This window comes from Romboutsia weinsteinii, assembly GCF_002250835.2.
Lineage (GTDB): Bacteria > Bacillota > Clostridia > Peptostreptococcales > Peptostreptococcaceae > Romboutsia_A > Romboutsia_A weinsteinii.
Genome location: NZ_NOJY02000015.1, coordinates 1 through 21228 on the forward strand (window position 1 = coordinate 1; position 21228 = coordinate 21228).

The 21228-nt window shown below is 29.3% G+C and carries 18 protein-coding genes; 17 read left to right on the forward strand and 1 reads right to left on the reverse strand.

Annotated features, from left to right (window positions below):
* From CHL78_RS10190 to CHL78_RS10225, 8 genes are all read left to right on the forward strand, one after another.
* Nucleotides 1-467: prephenate dehydratase (locus tag CHL78_RS10190; protein WP_274541850.1), on the forward strand; the 467-nt coding region annotated here is incomplete at its 5' end.
* Between the two features lie 12 nt (nt 468-479).
* Nucleotides 480-1493, forward strand: a complete 1014-nt coding sequence (gene aroF / locus CHL78_RS10195) for a 3-deoxy-7-phosphoheptulonate synthase (protein ID WP_116041445.1) — start codon at nt 480-482, stop codon at nt 1491-1493.
* Nucleotides 1490-2323: a prephenate dehydrogenase gene (locus CHL78_RS10200; RefSeq protein ID WP_094369445.1), complete on the forward strand. Its 834-nt coding sequence runs from the start codon at nt 1490-1492 to the stop codon at nt 2321-2323. The genes aroF and CHL78_RS10200 overlap by 4 nt, the downstream gene beginning before the upstream one ends.
* Before the next feature lie 79 nt (nt 2324-2402).
* Complete coding sequence (locus CHL78_RS10205) at nt 2403-5588, forward strand: ligand-binding sensor domain-containing protein (RefSeq protein ID WP_094369446.1); 3186 nt, start codon at nt 2403-2405, stop codon at nt 5586-5588.
* Nucleotides 5589-5653: 65 nt separating this feature from the next.
* Nucleotides 5654-5875, forward strand: a complete 222-nt coding sequence (locus CHL78_RS10210) for a NifU family protein (RefSeq protein ID WP_094369447.1) — start codon at nt 5654-5656, stop codon at nt 5873-5875.
* Between the two features lie 403 nt (nt 5876-6278).
* Nucleotides 6279-7907 carry an alpha/beta hydrolase gene (locus tag CHL78_RS10215; RefSeq protein ID WP_116041447.1) on the forward strand — a complete coding sequence of 543 codons (1629 nt, stop codon included), beginning with the start codon at nt 6279-6281 and terminating at the stop codon, nt 7905-7907.
* 210 nt (nt 7908-8117) lie between these two features.
* Nucleotides 8118-9668, forward strand: a complete 1551-nt coding sequence (locus tag CHL78_RS10220; protein WP_094367469.1) for a nitrite/sulfite reductase — start codon at nt 8118-8120, stop codon at nt 9666-9668.
* 143 nt (nt 9669-9811) lie between these two features.
* Nucleotides 9812-10684, forward strand: coding sequence for a protein-ADP-ribose hydrolase (locus CHL78_RS10225; protein ID WP_094367470.1), 873 nt, complete (start codon nt 9812-9814; stop codon nt 10682-10684).
* A gap of 57 nt (nt 10685-10741) precedes the next feature.
* Here the strand turns inward: CHL78_RS10225 and CHL78_RS10230 are convergent, their stop codons facing one another.
* Nucleotides 10742-11716 (reverse strand): substrate-binding domain-containing protein, encoded by a 975-nt coding sequence (locus CHL78_RS10230; protein ID WP_094367471.1) that lies wholly within the window; start codon nt 11714-11716, stop codon nt 10742-10744.
* Nucleotides 11717-12007: 291 nt separating this feature from the next.
* On the opposite strand from CHL78_RS10230, the gene modA reads away from it, so the two are divergent.
* From modA to glgB, 9 genes are all read left to right on the forward strand, one after another.
* A complete protein-coding gene (gene modA, locus CHL78_RS10235) occupies nt 12008-12820 on the forward strand; it encodes a molybdate ABC transporter substrate-binding protein (RefSeq protein ID WP_094367472.1) in 813 nt (270 codons plus the stop codon).
* A gap of 30 nt (nt 12821-12850) precedes the next feature.
* The gene (gene modB / locus CHL78_RS10240; protein WP_094367473.1) at nt 12851-13534 is read left to right on the forward strand and encodes a molybdate ABC transporter permease subunit; all 684 of its coding nucleotides are present in this window, start codon (nt 12851-12853) and stop codon (nt 13532-13534) included.
* The gene (locus tag CHL78_RS10245) at nt 13535-14578 is read left to right on the forward strand and encodes a sulfate/molybdate ABC transporter ATP-binding protein (protein ID WP_094367474.1); all 1044 of its coding nucleotides are present in this window, start codon (nt 13535-13537) and stop codon (nt 14576-14578) included. It abuts the gene before it with no gap.
* Nucleotides 14579-14825: 247 nt separating this feature from the next.
* A complete protein-coding gene (locus tag CHL78_RS10250; protein ID WP_094367475.1) occupies nt 14826-15830 on the forward strand; it encodes a LacI family DNA-binding transcriptional regulator in 1005 nt (334 codons plus the stop codon).
* Between the two features lie 136 nt (nt 15831-15966).
* Nucleotides 15967-16524 carry a sugar O-acetyltransferase gene (locus tag CHL78_RS21490; RefSeq protein ID WP_094367476.1) on the forward strand — a complete coding sequence of 186 codons (558 nt, stop codon included), beginning with the start codon at nt 15967-15969 and terminating at the stop codon, nt 16522-16524.
* Between the two features lie 70 nt (nt 16525-16594).
* Nucleotides 16595-17401, forward strand: a complete 807-nt coding sequence (locus tag CHL78_RS10260; RefSeq protein WP_094367477.1) for a PIG-L family deacetylase — start codon at nt 16595-16597, stop codon at nt 17399-17401.
* A 104-nt stretch (nt 17402-17505) separates the two neighbouring features.
* Complete coding sequence (locus tag CHL78_RS10265; protein WP_094367478.1) at nt 17506-17934, forward strand: NfeD family protein; 429 nt, start codon at nt 17506-17508, stop codon at nt 17932-17934.
* Between the two features lie 17 nt (nt 17935-17951).
* Nucleotides 17952-18953 (forward strand): SPFH domain-containing protein, encoded by a 1002-nt coding sequence (locus CHL78_RS10270; RefSeq protein ID WP_094367479.1) that lies wholly within the window; start codon nt 17952-17954, stop codon nt 18951-18953.
* Between the two features lie 319 nt (nt 18954-19272).
* Nucleotides 19273-21225, forward strand: a complete 1953-nt coding sequence (gene glgB / locus CHL78_RS10275; RefSeq protein ID WP_094367480.1) for a 1,4-alpha-glucan branching protein GlgB — start codon at nt 19273-19275, stop codon at nt 21223-21225.
* Nucleotides 21226-21228: the final 3 nt, after the last annotated feature.

The following is a 21228-nucleotide window of genomic DNA, read 5'->3' on the forward strand; positions in this document are numbered from 1 at the left end:
ATGAAATAAGGCTAATACCTTATTTAAATACGGCTATATCTGCTAAGTATATATCATCGACAAATGATAAAAAAAAGGCAGCAATTGCATCAAAAAGAGCCGCAAATGTATATGATTTAGAAATATTAAGAGAAAATATTAATGATATAAGTGATAACTATACTAGATTTATAATAATTGGAAAAGAAATTGAGTACTGTATGGAGTCTAATAAAATTAGCATATTGCTTTCAGTAAAAAATGAAGCTGGAAGCTTATATGATATATTACGTAGCTTCGCAATAAATGATATAAACATGATTAAAATAGAATCGAGACCAGATAAGAACACACCATGGGAGTATTTATTTTATATAGATTTTGAAGGTGATTTACAAGAAGAAAGTGTTAAAAGTGCGCTTGAATTAATCAATGAAAATAGCAATCATTATAAGCTAATAGGGTGCTATAAAAGTAAAAAATTATAGGGGGAAATAATTATGATTATTGTTGTGAATACAAAATGCAGTAAATATGAAATTGATAAATTAATTAACCATATAAATTCAAAGGGAGTTAGTACAAATCTAGTTCAAGGAGAATCACAATCTGTAATAGGTCTTATTGGAGATACTACAAAAATAGATTCTGATGATTTGCTAGCGCTACCTTGTGTCGAAAAGGTCTTAAAGGTACAAGAGCCTTTTAAGAAAGCTAATAGACTTTTTAAACCAGATGATACTATAGTTGATGTTTTAGGCAATAAGGTAGGAGGAGGACATATTGGAATAATGGCTGGTCCTTGTTCAGTAGAGTCAGAGACACAGATAATAGAAATTGCACAAAAAGTAAAAGCATCAGGTGCAAACTTTCTAAGAGGGGGTGCATTTAAACCTAGAACATCTCCATATAGTTTCCAAGGGTTAGAATCACAAGGTCTAGAACTATTAAAATTAGCAAAAAATGAAACAGGTTTACCAATAGTTACGGAGTTAATGTCTACAGACTATATAGATAAATTTGTGGAAGATGTAGATGTGATACAAATTGGTGCACGAAATATGCAAAACTTTGATTTATTAAAGCAAATAGGTAAGACCAATAAGCCGATACTGCTAAAGAGAGGTCTATCTGCAACTATAGAAGAATGGATAATGAGTGCAGAGTATATAATGGCAGGAGGAAATGAAAATATCATCCTATGTGAAAGAGGAATAAGAACATTTGAAACATATACAAGAAATACTTTAGATTTAAGTGCAATACCAATTGTAAAAAGACTATCTCACTTACCTGTAATAGTAGATCCTAGTCATTCAGCTGGAGATTGGAGGCTGGTAGAACCATTAGCAAAAGCTGCAATAATAGCTGGTGCAGATGGACTTATGATAGAAGTTCATAATGATCCTCAACATGCCTTATGTGATGGAAAACAATCTATAAAACCAGAGAAGTTTGATGAGATAATGAAAAAAGTAAAAATTTTATCAGAAATAGAAGGCAAGAGTATATGAATATAGTAATCGTTGGATTAGGTGTTATTGGAGGTTCATATGCGCTATGTTTAAAAGAATTAGGATATAAGAATGTTTATGGTATTGATATAGACAAAGAAACTCTAAAAAAAGCTGAAAAAATGGGAATAATAAAAAAAGGATTTATGGAAGAGCATGAGATAATAAAGGAGGCTGATTTAATAATACTTTCAGTATATCCTGAATTAATTAAAGAATTCATCAATAAAAATAAACATAACTTTAGAAATGGAGTAATAATTACGGATACAGCAGGAATAAAGGGGCTATTCATAGATGAGGTTATAGATATGCTTCCTAAAGGTGTAGATTTTGTGTTTGGTCACCCTATGGCAGGTAGAGAGAAGAGAGGGATTGACTTTGCATCCAAAGATGTGTTTAGAGGTGCAAACTATTTGATTATAAAAAATAATAGAAATAAACCTGAAAGTATAAGTTTAATAAAAGACTTAGCCTACTCAATTGGTTTTAAAAATGTCAAAGAAATAAGCTATAGCTATCATGATGAAATAATTGCATTTACGTCTCAGTTGCCACATGTACTGGCAGTGTCCCTTATAAATAGCGATGAAGAAAATAGAGATACAGGAAAATTTATTGGGGATAGCTATAGAGATTTGACTAGAATAGCAAATATAAATGAAAATTTATGGAGCGAATTATTTATAGGTAATAAAGATAATTTACTAAAATCAATAAATAACTTTGAGAGAGAATTAAATAGATTAAAAAATTGTATTGAGTTAGGCGATAGAAAAGGTTTAAAGGCAGAATTTAAAAAATCAACAATGAGAAGAGAAAGACTATAGAATATAGAAATAATGCATAGGATATAGTATAATTTGACATATAAAGACAAAAAAATAACATGCAGGATAAGGTGATTATATGAAAAGGCTGAGCAAACTATGCACAATGACTGCAATTATTATAGGTATATTCTTACTATCTATGTATAAATGTGATGTATATGCATACACAAATATTAATTTTAGAAATATAACTAATGAAGATGGTTTATCACAGGTAACAGTAGAGACAATAATACAAGATAAGCAAGGATATATATGGATTGGAACTAATGATGGTTTAAATAGATATAATGGGTATGAATTTAAAGTATATAGGCATAGTGATGAAATTGAGAATACTATATCAAATAATTATATAGTAGATCTTCAAGAAGATAGAAAAGGGTATATTTGGGTTGGTACTGCTAACGGATTAAGTAAGATAGACCCAAAAACACAGATAATAGAAAACTATTTTACATCAGAAGATAAAGGCAATCTATCTCACTATAATATAGGCGATATACTTATAACAAATAGCGGGGACGTACTAGTAGGAACATCAGATGGACTTAATATTTATGATGAAAAAAATAATAGGTTTGAGAGAATATTAGAAAATGAACTTAGTAGCCAACTTATATATACTTTGGCTCAAGATGGAAATGGAGATATATGGGTAGCAACTAAAGAGGGATTGGATAAGATCCTTGTTAAAGAGAAAAAAATAATAAAATTTAATTCATATAGCCAAGAGAATAGAATTAGTGAAAACTCAGTATATGGATTAAAATATGATGGAAATGGATATATATGGGCAGGTACATTTAGAGAAGGATTAAACAAAATAAACATAAATACTAATGATGTTACAATATACAAAAATGATTCTAATGATAAAAATTCACTTCCAGGTAACTATATAAGAGATATTACTAGAGATAGTTTTGGAGGTATATGGATAGCAACCAACCAAGGACTTGCAAAGTATAATGAAAAACAAGAGAAATTTATATCTTATAAGAATAAAATATATGACCAGAATACGTTAGTAGGAGATGAGGTATTTTCTATTATAGAAGATAATAGTGGATTAATTTGGGTAGGAACTTACTCTGGAATAAGCATATTTGATCCAAGTAATAAGATAATACATTATAAAAATGATCCATTTAATAATAATTCTATAAATGAAAATATTATACATGGTATTTATGAGGACAAAGATGGCCTGTTATGGGTTGGGACTAATACTAAAGGTATAAATATTATAGATAGAAAAAATAACACTGTTAGTCATTTAAATATTGAAAATTCAAATAATAGATTAAGTAATGACTCTATAAATGATATAACTGGAAATGGAAATGAGATTTATATTTCAACTAATAATGGATTAAATATTATAAACAAGAAAGAAAATACTATTAAGGTGTATAAAGAAGAAGATGGTATAAGTGATAATAATATAAAAAAGTTATTTTTAGATAGCAAGGGATATCTATGGATGGGTACTATCGATGGAGTATCTATTCTTAATACCAAAGATAAGAGTATCACTGATATTAGTCCAATTTTAGAAAGTGCTTCTGTAAAGGATGGCTATAATGGAACAATATATGAAGATAAAGAAGGAAACTACTGGATAGGTTGTTTCTTAGATGGTGGTCTAATAAAGCTAAATCCAAAAGATAATTCTGTTAAAGTGTTTAAAAATATAGAGAAAAATAGTTCATCTATTAGTAGCAATACTATTAGAGCAATTGTGGAAGATGATTATGGAAACCTATGGATAGGGACTAGCAATGGATTAAATAAATTTGATAAAGAAAAAGAAATTTTTACAAGATATACTACTAAGCAAGGACTTGCTAATAATATCGTATATGGTATATTAATTGATAAATATGGTAATCCATGGTCTAGTACCAATTCAGGGATATCAAAATTAGATATAAAAAAGAAAAATTTCGAAAACTTTGGAATTACAGATGGCTTACAAGGAAATGAATTTAATGGAAGGGCCTATCATAAAACAAAAAACGGAGAGTTTATATTTGGAGGAATAAATGGATTTAATATATTTACTCCAGAAGATATGACTAAAACTGAATTTACACCACGTGTAGGTTTTGATGAATTTGAAGTTAATGGCAATAAATATAGTAATATTGATGGAATGAGTTTTAATTATGATGAAAATTTTATAACTATAGATGTATTTTTACCTGACTATAAAAATAATACTAATATACAGTATGACTATATATTAGAAGGTACAAATGGAGAATGGACATCAACGGATACAAATTTAATAAACTATAGTAATTTATCTCCAGGAGATTATACCTTTAGGATAAAGGCAGTAGGTCATAATGGTATTATGAGTGAGGAGAGTAGTGTGAGCTTTTCTATTGAGCCACCTTTTTGGAAGAGTGATATTGCTTTATTTATATATTTATTAATAATCATTATAGTTATATATCGATATATTAATAGAATGAAGAGATTAGATACTCTTGTACAAAATAAGACGAAGCAATTGCAAAGTGAAATGAATAAAAATAGTGATCTTTTAAATAAAGTCATAACCTTAGAAAAAAATAAAAATAATTATTTTATAAATTTATCTCATGAGCTGAGGACACCTTTAAATGTGATATACACATCAGAGCAGCTTATAACTGAGCTTAATAAGTCTAACAATGGCATAGAAAAAGATAAATTAAATCAATATATGGAAGTTGTGAGAAGAAACACAAAACGACTACTAAACTTAATAAATAATTTGATAGATGGGACTAAAATAGATCATGGAAGCTATAAGATAAATCTAGAAGATAATGATATTGTATATGTAGTAGAAGAAGCAGCATTGTCTCTTAAAGAATATGTAGAAAATAAAGGCATACGATTAATTATAGATCCAGAAATAGAAGAAAAAATAATCAAATGTGATGCATATGAAATAGAAAGATGCATAGTAAATTTAGTCAGTAATTCAGCTAAATTTACGCCAAAAGGCGGAACAATAGAGGTAAACATAAAAGAAATAAATGAAAGAGTTGAAATAAGTGTAAGAGATACTGGAATTGGTATAGATAAAAAATACCATGAGGCTATATTTGATAGGTTCAATCAAGTAGTAGACGCAAACTCTGAAGTAAAGGGTGGTAGCGGATTAGGACTTACCATTACAAAGCATATTATAGAGCTTCACAATGGGCATATATATGTAGAAAGTGAACCCAACATAGGTACTAAATTTACTATAATTTTATAGAGGTAAAAAGTTAACCCTTATAGAATTATATGAGATTATATAACGATTTTATTGGGGGATATTATATGAGGGAACAAGTAGAAAGAGCTCTTGAAAAAGTAAGACCAATATTGAAAAGAGATGGAGGAAATGTAGAGCTGATAGATGTTAATGATCAAGGAGTAGTATTAGTTAGATTAGGGGGGGCTTGTAAAGGATGTCCAGGAGCTACGATGACTGTAAAAGTTGTGATTGAAAATCTATTAGTAAAAGAAGTACCTGGTGTAAATCAAGTACTGGGAGTGTAACTTTATAATTTATATTTAGCTATCTTAAGGCGTATTATCTTAAGATAGCTATTTTTTAATTACAAGGGTATTAATTCATAGGGCACGCTGTATTTACAATACCATAAGGATTAAGAAATTACTTTTATCAAAAGCGAGAGCTGTTAAAGGATTTGCAAGATGCTGTATATGGAGTAGTGTCAAGTTACTATCAAAACAAAGTAAAAGGAAATCATGAAGTAGGGTTAATAGCTGTAGTTAATATTTTTGGAGCAGATTTAAAATAGAATCCATATATACATGCATTATTTATTAAGGTAGATATAATTTTATAACTTTGACATTATGATTACAAAGTTGAAACTCCTTTAGATTAAAAAAGATAGTATAATATAAAAATAACGTATAAAGAGAGGAGAAAAAGATGAAATTTAAAAAACTTTGTACATCTTTGACTATAATAGTACTTTTAGCATCAACAATAACTGGATGTAGCAAAAATGAATCATCAAGTAATCCAATAGATATTTCTTATAATATAGATGCAATAAAAGATAGTGAAAAAGAAATAGTTGTAAATAAATTTAACCTAGGATCATCAACTATAAAAGAAAGAGGAAAAGAAATTCCTTTTGAAATAGAAGGTTTAATAGGGGCTCCGAAAGATTTAAAGGATAATACTCCTGTAGTATTTTTATTCCATGGACAACATGGCACAGAATCAAAGGCTGACTTTGAAGATGGATTTGAATATATAGTTGAAAAGTTTGCTAAAAACGGAATTATAGCAATATCTGTAGACGATCAAGTAAATCACACTTGGGAATATGGAGAGGCTGTAGAAAATGAACGTATTAAGGTAGTTATGCAAACTCACCTAGATAATTTAATGAAAGCAAACAAGGGTGAAAATATCGACTATGGTGTAGACTTAAAAAGAAAAGTAAATTTTGATAATGTAGGCTTAGTAGGACATTCAGTAGGAGGGGAAGGAGTATTAAAACTTGCTCTTGACCAACAAAAGAAAGGTTTTAATGGAATAAAAGCAATATTATCTTTAGCTCCAGCATACAATGAGTTTCTTACAGAGTTTCCAGATGTCCCTACAGCTATTTTAGTGTCAGAGTATGATGGAGACGTTAAGCAAGCAGGTGCAGAACTATACCAAGATATAATGGCAAAATCTAATAGAAAAACTCCTATAGCATTAAGCTATTTAATTGGAGGAAATCATAACTCTTATAACACAGTTGTAGAAAATAATAGAGAATTTAACGCACCTGATAAAACAAATGGTGGATATCCAGAGAAATTAACTAATAAGCAGCAACAAGAATTCACTATGAACTATACAGTAGACTTTATTGGATCTATATTAAAAGATGAACAACCATCATTATTTGATAGTAATAATCCAACACCAAATACTATGTATGGATACAAGGTTTTGAATGTAGTTGAAGACTTAGAAACGGAAACCATTTTTGGGCCTAAGCAATTTAAAGATATATCAGCTAATAAAGTAGAAGTAAAAGAAGTAGTAGAATCAGCATATTCAGAAGAGGATGATAGTATTGGAGTTTTTAATGACATACAGCGACATGAAAAGCTTCAATTATTAAAGCTTGATTGGAAAGAAAAAAATACTTCTGTTAAATTGAATGTTTCAGATTTATCAAAACTTAAGTCTTCTGATATAGCAGGATTAAACTTTAAGTGGGCATTAGATTCAACAAGTGAATTAAATTCAAAGGATAAAAATACTTCATTAACAGTTACTGTTGTTGATAATAAAAACAAAAAGGCTTCAATAAAATTAGGATCAGATACTGCAGCTTTAAAATACATTGAAGGCGAAGTCGTAATAAACGAATACTTAGAAGGAGTATTCCACAATTATTGGTCAAGACCTACACCAATAACAGATACATTTATACCTACATCTAAACTGGAAAATGTAGATTTATCTAATATAGATAAGATAATCATAAACTTTGATGAAGTAGATAGAGGCTCTATTGTTTTACAAGATGTGTCTGTTGCTAAGAAGTAAATACTGCTAAAAGACCTAGCCGATAAACTAGGTCTTTTTATAGAGATTATTATATTCTGACCTTAATACTATAAATTTAAATATAATCATTAAAAATATTGATGATATAGATTTGAATATTAAATGGATATTTTACTAGATATACAAAAAAATGGAAAAAACATATGATATAATCTCCTTATAATTGACTACAAGAAAAAGGAGCAGGTTATGGAGAATTTAAAAAAGGATTTATTAGCTGAGATACCTGATTTTAGAGAATTAGGACATAAATTTAAAAATAAGGAAATATCATCTTTAGAATTTAAAGGAACATCAGGTGGAAGAGGCGTATATGCTCAACGTGGTGGTGAGCAATTTATGATAAGACTTAGAATACCATCAGGTATAATGGACTTAGAACAATTAAAATTAGTATATAGACTTGCTAAGGAACAAGGCTTAGAAAAAATACACTTAACAACTCGTCAAGCTATACAACTTCATGATTTATCAATAGATGGAGTTTGTGATGTAATGGAAGAAGCTCTAAATAATGATATGTACACTAGGGGTGCAGGAGGAAACTTTCCAAGAAACGTGTCTATATCACCGTTATCTGGAGTTGATGTAGAAGAAGAGTTTGATGTTACTCCTTATGCAATGGCTGTAAATGAGCATTTTATGAAGAAAATAACTACATATAAATTACCTAGAAAGTTAAAAGTATCTTTTTCAAGTAGTAAGAAAGATAGTGGAAACAGTTCTATAGCAGATTTAGGATTTTTAGCTATGAAGAAAGATGGTAAAGAATTATTTAAGGTTTACTTAGCTGGAGGTTTAGGGAAAAACGGAGCAAAAGCCATAGAATTTGATGAACTAACAGATACAAAAGATGTGCTATATCATGTAGAAGCTATGACAAATTTATTTATAGCAGAAGGTGATTATGAAAATAAGAACAAAGCTCGTATTAGGTATATAGTTGCTAGAATGGGTGAAGATGCCTTTAAAGAGTGTTATAGAAAGCATTTAGCTGAAGTTATAGAAAAAGATAGCTTAGATTTAAATATTGAGAAAAAAATATATAATAAAGCTGGAATAAAGGTAGAGTTAAATGATTCAAGAATAAACAGTCAAAAGCAAGAAGGTCTTTATTCTATGTACTTCCATCCTATAAATGGACAACTTAGTTTAGAAACTTTAAAGCTAATCTTAGATAAAATAGAAACTGCTGAAGATGTAGAAATAAGACTTTCGATGAGTGAAGGTATGTACATAAGAAATTTAAACGGAGATGAAGCTAAAGAATTATTAGACTTAACTAAAAATCTTGGTGGAGAAACTAAACTAGAGCAAAGTATTGCATGTATCGGTGTGCCTACTTGTCAAATTGGTATAGCTGAGAGCCAGTCTACCTTAGATGAAATATTAGCATACTTCAAGAAACAAAACTTTACAAAAGATGTTCTACCAGCTATTCATATATCAGGGTGTAATAATTCTTGTGGTACTCACCAAATAGGTATATTAGGGTTTGCTGGGAAGAAAAAGAGAGTAAATGATGTATCAGAAGAAGCTTTTGAACTACACATTGGAGGTAGAAAAGGAAATGATGATACTACACTAGGTAAAATTTGTGGAGATATATTAAGAGCAGATGTGCCTAAGTTTTTATATGAATTAGCTCTAGCTATAGATAAATCAAACTTAGGATACAAAGATTTTATAGTTAATAATGATGAAGAGTTAAATTACATTATAAATAAATACTTAGTTTAATAAGTATATAGAAATAAATAATCTACCTTAGAATATATTGTAATAACAACTATATTATGAGGTAGTTATTTTTATATATAGATATTATAAATAAATAGTACTACTATATATGTAAACAGATTTCTAGATTAAGGGGGATAATTATGAAGTGGATTGAGTATGAAAAAGATCTAAATTTATTTGAAGAATTTAACAAAGAATATAAACCAATGACACAAAGTGAAAAATATAAATGTGTTAGAGTTTTAATTGAGTATTTTTCAAAAGATAGTTCTTGGAAAATATCAAGACTACCAGATACTTATGAACAACGAAGAGAGATACTTCGCGGGCTTCTAAATGTATATCCAGTAAGAGAAATTGATGTAAATATTTTAAATATGCTACATAGGTTGCTATTATCAGAGCATGAAGAAAAAACTATAGTAGACGTAAATAATCTAGAAGAAGTTGAAGAAAATATTGCAATATATAGGGGAGATATAACAAACTTAAAAGCAGATGCAATAGTAAATGCTGCTAACAGCAAACTATTAGGCTGCTTAAAGCCTTTACATGAATGTATAGATAATTCAATTCATTCTAATGCAGGCCCAAGGCTAAGGGAAGATTGTAATAAAATAATAGAAAAACAGCAACATTTAGAATATACAGGTCAGGCAAAGATAACTAGGGCTTATTGCTTACCATCGAAATTTGTTATACACACTGTAGGTCCATTTATTCACAACGAAAAACCAAGCAAAGAGGAAAAGAAACAACTTGTGTCTTGCTATAAATCATGTTTAAATATAGTTAAAGAAATTGATGAAATAAAGAATATAGTATTTTGTTGTATTTCCACAGGTGTATTTGGATATCCAAAGGATCAAGCTGCTAAAATTGCAATATCAACAGTTAGAGACTGGTTAGAGGAAAATACAAATAAAAACATAAAAGTAATATTTAATGTATTTTCTCATGAGGATGAAGAGATATATAAAAGTATGTTTAGAAAGCTAGAGTGTAAAATATAGTAAAAAATAAAAGGATATCATTAGATATCCTTTTATTTTTTACTATATTTTATTTTATTAAGAATTGGAAATTATTTTGCCTAAATCTTTTAAGTCATAGCCACCAATTCCTTCTAGTTCAGATCTAAATTCTTCAGAAGATACTATATTTATTATAGATTTATAAATCGGATTAGATAAATCTTCATCTCTTATTACTAAATCATAGCGTTCATTTTGAAGAGGTATAAATTCTATATTATTAACTTGTAAGGCCCCTTTTTCGTTTCCTATTCCAACATCTGCTTTTCCTCTTGCTACATAGCTAGCTATGCTAATATGAGAGGATTGCGTATTATTATATCCATTTATTTGATTATTTGAGATATTTAAAGATTTTAATTTTTCATCTAGTAATATTCTAGTGCCTGATCCTTTTTCTCTATTTATAAAAACAACACCAGGTTTAGTCAAATCTGTCCAGTTAGTAATATTCTTAGGATTACCTTTTTGAACATAGAATCCTTGTTGTCGATAAGCTAAATTAATCAACGTACAAGCTGTGCCAGGTAGTAATTTCTTTACAAATGGAGTATTGTAATCGTTAGTTTCACTATCCCACAAATGTGATGATGCAATAGAGACTCTATTATGATATAAATCGAATAATCCATTATAGCTTCCAATATAAGATCTGAAAGTTTTTACTCTATGTAGTTTATTCTCGATATACCTTCCGAGTATGTCTAAAATGATATCTTGTCCAGAAATTATTATTTCTTTATTTATATTATCGTTGCTACGAACTAAAATACTCGTATCACTTTCAATAGCTCTATCTAAATCAGAAGTAACGCTTAATGAATCTCTAGTTAATTTAGGATTCTTTTGATTGTTTATATAATTATCTACATCTTCTTTATCGATTCTAAGTTTACGTCCAACCTTATATGATGGAAGCTCACCTCTTTTTATTAGCTCATAAACTGTATTTTTAGTTATTTTTAATAATTCAGCAACCTCAACTGGAGTTAAAGATGATAATGAGTTCATAAAACACCTCCCTACAGATTATTTTAACACTATTAACAAAGATCTGTAAAAATATTATTAATATTAAAATCAATACTTGTAAAAATAGAAATTAATGGATATAATTTAAGCGAAGAATGACTAAAAATAATAAAAAGTGATTAAAAACAATTGAAATAGTATTAAAATAATACAATTAGCGTATTGAAACATAACAAAACATGATGAAATATATCTGAAATTATTTATAAACTATAAATATTATTTTTAGATAACTATAAAATTTATATTATAAAAAAGGGGGAATAAAGTATGCAATTAAGAAAAATATTTAAAAACTTAGGGATAATAATATTCATAGCAATGTTAGCAGTAGGTTGTAGTAACCCAGAAAACTCTAAAAAACAAAGTCAAGTTTCGAAAACAGAATCTGAATCAGTGGAGCTTAATATATCTGCAGCAGCTAGCTTAAAGGAAGCGATGGCTAAATTAGAAGAAGAATATAAAAAAGAAAATAAAGATATAAAACTTGTAGTAAATTTTGGAGCGTCTGGATCATTGCAGCAACAAATTGAGCAAGGCGCACCATGTGATATATTTATATCAGCAGGTAAGAAGCAGATGGATGCATTAAATGAAGGTGGATTAATAGAAAAGGGTACATATAAAAATTTAGTAAAAAATGATTTGGTATTGATTGCTCCAAAGAATAGCAAGATAACAAGTATAAATGATCTGACTAGCAATAAAGTTAAACATATAGCAGTAGGTGAAGCTAATAGTGTTCCAGCTGGTAAATATGCTGATGAAGTATTAAATAATTTAAATATCAAAGATTCTATCTTAGATAAATTAGTATTTGCAAAGGATGTAAAAGAAGTATTGGCTTGGACTCAGTCGGGAAATGCAGAAGCGGGCTTTGTATATTATAGTGATGCAATTAATACTGATAAAGTAAAGATAGTTGAGGTAACTTCAGAAGAGTCTCATTCACCAATAACTTATCCGATAGCAGTCATTAAAGATAGTAATCAAGTTGAAGAGGCTAAAAACTTTGAGGAATTCTTGCTTAGTGACAAAGCACAAGAAATATTAAAAGAGTGTGGATATAAAAGCTCAAAATAATGTTTAATAAAATAATAGGGAGGTGTGCTTGTGAATTCAGACTGGTCGCCATTGATAATATCTATTAAGACAGCATTTTTATCAACATGTATAACCTTTGTAATAGGAATAATAGTGTCTTATTTGATGGCAAATTATAAAGGCAGATTTAAAGGATTAATTGATGGTTTGTTTACACTTCCTTTGGTCCTTCCACCTACTGTAGTAGGCTTTTTTCTGTTGCTACTATTTGGAAAGAATGGGGCTATAGGACAATTTTTCTTAAATTATGATATCACCATTATTTTTAGTTGGTGGGCAACTATAATTTCGGCCACAGTAGTAGCATTTCCTATGATGTATAGGAGTTCAAGGGCGGCTTTTGAGCAAATAGATGACAATATGATTTCTGCGGCAAGAACATTAGGACTTAGTGAATGGAAGATATTTTACAAAATCGCAGTACCTCTAGCCTGGCCTGGAATAATTGCAGGAATAGTACTAGCATTTGCTAGAGCACTTGGAGAATTCGGAGCAACTCTTATGATAGCAGGGAATATTCCAGGAAGAACACAAACAATGCCTGTAGCTATATTTTTTGCAGTAGAAGGTGGAGATATGGAAAAAGCTATGATGTGGGTATTTATGATAACTACTATATCGATAGTTATGATATTGATATTAAACTATTGGTCAGATAAGCAACTGCAGATAATAGGAAAGAGGTTCAAATAAATGTCATTATATATAGATATAGAAAAAGAGCTACCATCTTTTACTTTGAAGGTCCAAATAAAACAAAATCAAGGTGTATTGGGGTTTTTAGGAGAATCTGGATCTGGGAAAAGTATGACTTTAAGATGTATAGCAGGCCTTGAAGAGCCAACTAGGGGAAAGATTATTTTAAATGATAGGATACTATTCGATTCCGAGAATAATGTAAATTTATCTACTCAAAAGAGGAGAATAGGATTTTTATTTCAAAACTATGCATTATTTCCTCACATGACTGTAACTCAAAATATACAGTTAGGATTAGGAGATATAACAAGATTAGAAAGAGATAAAATATCAAATGAATATATTGAAAGGCTTTGTCTGAAGGGGCTTGAAAATAGATATCCTTGGCAGTTATCAGGGGGACAGCAGCAAAGAGTTGCTTTAGCAAGAGCATTAAGTACATCACCGGACATACTTTTACTAGATGAACCATTCTCAGCATTAGATTATCATCTAAGAAGCAATATGGAAAAAGAACTAGTAGAAATATTAGATGAATATAAAGGTGAAATTGTATTTGTAACTCATGATGTATCCGAGGCATATAGAGTTTGTGATGATATTGTTGTCTACGATAGAGGAATAGCTATGCCAAAGAGAAGCGTCAATGATTTATTTAATAGTCCAAAATCAATAGTAGAAGCAAATATAACTGGCTGTAAAAATATTTCAAAGGCTGAGCGAATAGATAGTAATACAATATATGCAAAAGATTGGGGATATAGCTATAGTATTAACAATAGTTCAGAGGAAGAAATTAATTATGTCGGAGTAAGAGATCATCATATTAGTGTAAAGAAGGAGATAGAGGGAAATACAAATTACTTTACAGTTATCAAGATAGTTGAAAATCCGTTTAGTTATACAGTAATGGTAATAAATAGAGCGAAGAGAGAATATACACCTATTCAAATTAGTATTAGTAAAGATCTTTGTGATTTCGATATAGGTGATAATATTTTAGTTAAATTTGAAGAAAATAGATTGTTTACATTTTAAATAGACATGCTACTTAAGCAGGTTAAGTACCTAATGATAAGTAGCATTTTTTGTTAACTTAAAAAGGATATACTGTGTAGTAAATAAAGACATTTACCTACAAAAGAAGTTTGAATAATGATATTATAATAATAATGAATTTATATAGTTAATAAGTTGAAACTGAAGATCAGAGTGATAAATGATATAAAATTTAAAATAGATTTGAGAATATTAATATATGAATTACTGGATATAGGAGGAGTTTATGAAAGTTACGATAAAAGATGTAGCAGAAGAAGCTAAAGTAGCTACATCTACAGTATCTAGGGTACTATCAAATAGTCCTAGAATAAGCGATGAAACAAAGAAAATAGTTCATGAAGCTATTAAAAAGTTAAATTATAAGCCTAATGCTATAGCCAGAAGTTTGGCAAATAATAAAACTAGAATATTAGGAGTAGTGCTACCAAGTGAGGCTCAAGACCTACTTACTAATCCATTTTTTATAAATGCTATGAAGGGAATGAGTATGTATGCTCAAAGTAAAAACTATTACATAACCTATGCATTTAGTAATGACCAAGAAAATGAAGAAGAGCATATAAAAGAAATAACGCATAATAACTTAGTTGATGGAGTCGTATTGTTAAGGGCTAGAGAATATGATGAGAGTATTAGATACTTAAAAGAAATAAAATTTCCATTTGTAGTAATAGGTAGACCTGAAAATACTGATGGGGTGCTTTGGGTAGATAATGATAATTTCCAAGCTATGTATAATGTAGTAAACAGACTTATAAAAAAAGGTCATGAAAAAATTGGAATGGTGGGCGCTATAAAAGACTGGAGTATGTCAAAGGACAGATTAAAAGGATACAAAATGGCATTAGAGATAAATGGAATTAAATATGATGAAAAATTAACAAGGTGCCAAGATGAGTTTACTGAAGAAAATGGATATGAGGCATCTAAAGAACTGATTAAGGATAATAAAATTACTGCAGTAGTAACTACAGATGACTTATTAGCAATAGGTGCAATAAAGGCAATTAATGAAGAAAATATGAAAAATATTGCAGTTGTAGGTTTTAATAACTCTCAACTTGGCCAATACCAAAGCCCAACACTTACTACAGTAGATATAAATGCAGAAAAACTGGGATATCATGCAACTCGATTATTAATAGATAACTTAGAAGATGATGATAGTGATAATAACAGACATTATATAGTAGATACAGTGTTTGTAGAAAGAGAATCTTTTGTATAAAATAATTTACATATAGGATTTTAATAAAATAAATAGATGATTTTAAAAATATAATACAATTATAACTTAAATATGGATATAGGCGATTCTATATTGTAAAAATAATAGAAAGTATATAATTAAATAGGGGGATAAGATGACTGAAAAGGAAAAGATGTTAGCAGGTCAAGGATATTTAGCTTTTGATGAAGAGCTTGTAAAAGAAAGAAATCGTAGTAGAAGATTAACAAGAATATATAACTCTACTATAGAGACTGATACGGAAGAAAGAACTAACATTTTAAAAGAATTATTTGGAAGTACAGGAGAAAATATATATATTGAGCCTAACTTTAGATGTGACTATGGTTACAACATACATGTAGGAGAAAACTTTTATGCCAATTTTGACTGTGTGCTGCTAGATATATGTGAAATTAGAATTGGTGATAATGCAATGCTTGCTCCAAATGTACAATTATATACAGCATATCATCCTATTGATGCTAAGACTAGAATATCAGGATTAGAATATGGAGCTCCTATTACAATAGGAAATAATGTATGGATAGGTGGAGGTTCAATTGTAAATCCTGGAGTTACAATTGGGGATAATGTGGTAATTGGATCAGGGAGTGTAGTAACTAAAGATATTCCATCAAATACTGTTGCAGTAGGAAATCCATGTAAGGTAATCAAAAATATAGAAGAATAAAAAATTAGATAAGGTTGAAACATAATAACACAAGCATTTATTTTGTATACTATCAAGGAGTATGATAAGCATGAAGAAAAAGTACAAAATTTTATTGTTATCATTAGTTTTTATGTTTACAGCCTTATTTTTATATCAAGTAGGTAAAGTAAATAAAGATGATGATGTTATTTCAGGTATATATGATAGAAAATTTAATGATTATGTGGTGTTTTATCCTCAGCATCAAGACGATGAAGTTTTGTGGGGAGGAAGTGCAATCGTTGAAGCAATAAGGCAACGAGGTTCAGATCACGTATTTGTAGTTTTAGTATCAGATGGATCTGGTGTAAATGTATTTAAAAATAAACAATATAAAGGATTATCTAGAGAAGAAAAATCGAAGTTAAGAAACAATGAATTTAAAGCTGCATTGAAGGATATGGGAATAAGTGAAGAAAATACTATAATACTTTCACAAATAGATGACAATGAAGGTACTCATTTTGAAAAAATGAAGGAAACAGCATTAGAATTTGAGAGAAAGTGCAAAAGTGTAACTCATATAGCTCACTCTTATAAGTATGACAATCATCCTATGCATAGAAGAAATGGAAAGGTAATTCAAAAATTATATAGCAATAACGAGATTAAGGATGCAATATATTTTATAAAGCCTGACTATGCAAAAAAGGTAAAGAAAGAGAAGAGGGTAATATATATTTCTAAAAATAATGAAGACTATAAAAAGATAAAAGATGCTTGCTTAGAATATAAATTAATAAATAAAGCTGCAAATAGGTATGGAATAGGATACACTTCTGCTCATACATACTTTGATTATTTATTAAGAGATAAACATTTAACATCTATATTACATCTGCCTCTTAAGAAATAAATATATTTATCTTGTTACAAGATATTGAAACTATTTTGTAACATTATAAATATAGTAAATGATATAATTAATAGTAAATAACAGTTTAAACAAGGGGGGTATATATGAAATTAATATGGCTTGCAGTAGCAATAGTATTTGCAGTTGGTGAAATGCTTACACCAAGTCTAACGTTAATCTGGTTTAGTATTAGTGCCCTTATACTAATAGTTTTAAGTAGCTTTATAGATAGTATACTAATTCAAGTTATACTATTTGCAGTAATTGCTATAGCATTATTAATTATAGCTACAAAAAAAATGGTTAAGAAGGATAAAAACTATAAGTATAATACCAACTTACAAGCAATTCTGTTAAAAAAAGGGGTTGTAAAAACTGTGATACTTCCTAACCAAACAGGCACCGTAGTAGTTGAAGGTGAGGAGTGGAGCGCGGTATCCTTAGATAACTTAGAAATACAAGAGGGAACAGATGTAGAAATAGTAAAAATTGAGGGTGTAAAGTTAATTGTAAAATGTGCAAATAACAAATAAATAGGGAGGGCTATATTATGTTTTTTAGTAAATTTATAATAATAATAGTACTGATAATCGCAGTTGCTATTGCGAGTTTAATGTGTGTAAGGGTAATAAAGCAATCTAAAGTGGGTATAGTTATGAGGCTTGGTAAGTTTCATAAAGTTGCAGATACTGGAGTACACTTCCTAGTTCCTTTTTTAGATCATATGTCATATGTTATAGATTTAAGAGAACATGTAGTTGATTTTCCGCCACAACCAGTAATAACTAAAGATAATGTAACGATGCAAATAGATACAGTTGTATATTATAGAGTTACAGATCCTGCTAGATATACTTTTGAAATAGCAAATCCAATTACAGCTATTGAAAATTTAACTGCTACAACACTAAGAAATATAATTGGTGAGTTAGACTTAGATGAAACTTTAACATCTAGAGATGTTATAAATACAAAGATGAGAGCGATTTTAGATGAAGCTACAGATAAATGGGGAATCAAGGTAAATAGAGTTGAGTTAAAAAATATAATGCCTCCTCATGATATACAAGTAGCTATGGAAAAACAAATGAGGGCAGAAAGAGAAAGAAGAGAGTCTATATTACAAGCAGAAGGAAATAAATCTGCTACAATACTTCAAGCAGAAGGAGAAAAACAATCTGTTATACTAAAAGCTGAGGCAAAAAAAGAATCTATGATACGTGAGGCAGAAGGAGAGAAAGAATCTGCTATACTTAGAGCAGAGGGTGAAGCAGAATCAATTAGACAAATTGCTATAGCAAAGGCTCAAGGTGAAGCAGAAGTTATATTAAAGGTTCAAAAAGCTACTGCACAAGGGCTTAGAGATGTATTCTCTGCTATGAAAGAGTCTGATATAGATGACAATATGTTAGCATTAAAATCTATGGAAGCTTTAGAACAAGTTGCTAAAGGTAATGCTACTAAATTAGTACTACCATCAGACACAGTTAGATTCTTAGGTACGTTTAAAGGTATAAAAGAAGTTCTAAGTGATGACAAAGAAAATATATAAATAAAAAATAGTAAAATAAGGAGCGATAATCGCTCCTTATTTTTAGTTTCAATTCAATAATCTTAGTTTATTATAAAAAATGACAATTATAGAAGGTATTTATAGTTAAATAGAAGAATTTAAAAATATTATCTTTTTTATGACGTTAAAATATTAACTATATAATTTGTACGTGGATATATCGAAAAATATAAGTATAGGTAGATACAAATAAATAAATGTCGAAAGTTAAAAGAAATTGACCGAATTTTTACAAAACTTACACATAAATTTTAATGTTCTTTATTATATAATTAGATAAGATAAAAAATAGACAAATATGAATGGGGGAATCGAGATTAAAACTATATTAAAAGAAAAAGGGGTAGCTAAATACGAAGATATTATAAGTAGCGTGAATATAGAAAAGTTCAAATCAGGTAAATCATATGATAGTTATAAATTTATGGGAAGTCATAGAGTAGATTGCAAAGGAGATATAGGTACGGCATTTACAGTTTGGGCACCAAATGCAAAACAAATCTACCTAGTTGGAGAATTTAATGATTGGAATGAGAACTCTCATCCATTAACCAATATAAACTGCAGCGGAATATGGAGTATTTTTATTAAAGATTTAAATGAAGGAGAAGTATATAAATACTGTGTTATAGGTTGTGACGGAGTCAAAAGAATGAAGTCAGATCCGTATGCTCTTCACTCTGAACTAAGACCTAATACTGCATCTATAGTATATAACCTAGAAGATTATAAATGGAAAGATGAAGACTGGCAATTAAAGAAAAAAATAAGAAATAATGATAAAAAACCTATGAATACTTACGAAGTGCAACTAGGATCTTGGAAGAGAAAATGGGATGGAGACTTTTTCTCTTATAAAGAACTATATGAGATGGTTGATTATGTGAAAGACATGGGGTATACACATATCGAGCTTCTACCAATTACAGAATATCCTTTAGATATGTCGTGGGGATATCAAACAATTGGTTACTATAGTCCAACAAGTAGATATGGAACACCAGATGAACTTAGAGCATTCATTGATAAATGCCATGAAAATGAGATTGGAGTAATAGTTGACTTTGCTTATAGCCATTATTGTAAAGATGAACATGGATTATATAAATTTGATGGATCACCACAATTTGAATATGAAGATTCACTAAAAGCTGAAAATATTGGATGGGGAACAGCCCATTTTGATCTAGGAAAATCGGAAGTTAATAGTTTTTTATTATCAAATGTTCTTTATTGGTTTAAAGAATATCATATAGATGGAATAAGAGTGGATGCAGTATCTAGTATGTTGTACTTGGATTATGATATTGGGGATTATCATCCAAATAAGTATGGTGGAAGAGAAAATTTAGAAGCTATAGATTTTATAAAGATATTCAATGAGGTTATATATAGATATATAGACAATCCTATTGTAGTGGCTGAAGAGTCAACAGCATGGCCTATGGTTACAGGACCAACTTATAAAGGAGCATTAGGATTTACTTATAAATGGAATATGGGTTGGATGAATGATACTTTGAAATACATGGAGATGGATCCTGTATATAGAAAATATCATCATGAACTAATAACATTTTCATTTATGTACGCTTTTTCAGAGAATTTTATCCTACCATTATCACACGATGAAGTTGTACACGGAAAAAAATCATTGCTAGATAAGATGCCAGGTGATACTTGGCAGAAGTTTGCAAATCTAAGGTTACTATACTCATACTATATGATTCACCCAGGAAAGAAATTATTATTTATGGGATGTGAGTTTGGACAAGGTCTTGAGTGGAGATATGCATACGGATTAGAATGGGAGTTATTAGAGATTGAAGCACATAAAAAAATGAAAGATTATGTTAAAGATTTAAACCATTTATATAAAAATGAAAAGGCTATGTATGAGATTGATAACAGTTATGAAGGATTCGATTTTATTGATCCACATAACAGTGATCAAAGTGTAGTAACACTTATGAGAAAGGGTAAAAATCCAGAAGATTTTATTATAGCTGTAATTAACTTTACTCCTGTAGTGCATTATGACTATAAGATAGGTGTACCGTACTCAGGAACTTATGAAGAAATATTCAATTCTGATGATAAAGAATATTGGGGATCAGGTCAGAATATGAAGGGCGAAGAACTATTTGCAAGTGAAGAAAAATGGCATAATAAAGAGTTTAATATAAGAATAAAAGTACCGCCACTAGGAGCTACTTTTATAAAGGGGAAAAATCTTATTTTAAATAAATAAAAT

Excerpts from the sequence above, each read along its gene's own strand:
- aroF (WP_116041445.1), top strand. The coding sequence starts at position 480 with ATGATTATTGTTGTGAATACAAAATGCAGTAAATATGAAATTGATAAA.
- CHL78_RS10200 (WP_094369445.1), top strand. The coding sequence starts at position 1,490 with ATGAATATAGTAATCGTTGGATTAGGTGTTATTGGAGGTTCATATGCG.
- CHL78_RS10205 (WP_094369446.1), top strand. The coding sequence starts at position 2,403 with ATGAAAAGGCTGAGCAAACTATGCACAATGACTGCAATTATTATAGGT.
- CHL78_RS10210 (WP_094369447.1), top strand. The coding sequence starts at position 5,654 with ATGAGGGAACAAGTAGAAAGAGCTCTTGAAAAAGTAAGACCAATATTG.
- CHL78_RS10215 (WP_116041447.1), top strand. The coding sequence starts at position 6,279 with ATGAAATTTAAAAAACTTTGTACATCTTTGACTATAATAGTACTTTTA.
- CHL78_RS10220 (WP_094367469.1), top strand. The coding sequence starts at position 8,118 with ATGGAGAATTTAAAAAAGGATTTATTAGCTGAGATACCTGATTTTAGA.
- CHL78_RS10225 (WP_094367470.1), top strand. The coding sequence starts at position 9,812 with ATGAAGTGGATTGAGTATGAAAAAGATCTAAATTTATTTGAAGAATTT.
- CHL78_RS10230 (WP_094367471.1), bottom strand. The coding sequence starts at position 11,716 with ATGAACTCATTATCATCTTTAACTCCAGTTGAGGTTGCTGAATTATTA.
- modA (WP_094367472.1), top strand. The coding sequence starts at position 12,008 with ATGCAATTAAGAAAAATATTTAAAAACTTAGGGATAATAATATTCATA.
- CHL78_RS10245 (WP_094367474.1), top strand. The coding sequence starts at position 13,535 with ATGTCATTATATATAGATATAGAAAAAGAGCTACCATCTTTTACTTTG.
- CHL78_RS10250 (WP_094367475.1), top strand. The coding sequence starts at position 14,826 with ATGAAAGTTACGATAAAAGATGTAGCAGAAGAAGCTAAAGTAGCTACA.
- CHL78_RS21490 (WP_094367476.1), top strand. The coding sequence starts at position 15,967 with ATGACTGAAAAGGAAAAGATGTTAGCAGGTCAAGGATATTTAGCTTTT.
- CHL78_RS10260 (WP_094367477.1), top strand. The coding sequence starts at position 16,595 with ATGAAGAAAAAGTACAAAATTTTATTGTTATCATTAGTTTTTATGTTT.
- CHL78_RS10265 (WP_094367478.1), top strand. The coding sequence starts at position 17,506 with ATGAAATTAATATGGCTTGCAGTAGCAATAGTATTTGCAGTTGGTGAA.
- CHL78_RS10270 (WP_094367479.1), top strand. The coding sequence starts at position 17,952 with ATGTTTTTTAGTAAATTTATAATAATAATAGTACTGATAATCGCAGTT.
- glgB (WP_094367480.1), top strand. The coding sequence starts at position 19,273 with ATGAATGGGGGAATCGAGATTAAAACTATATTAAAAGAAAAAGGGGTA.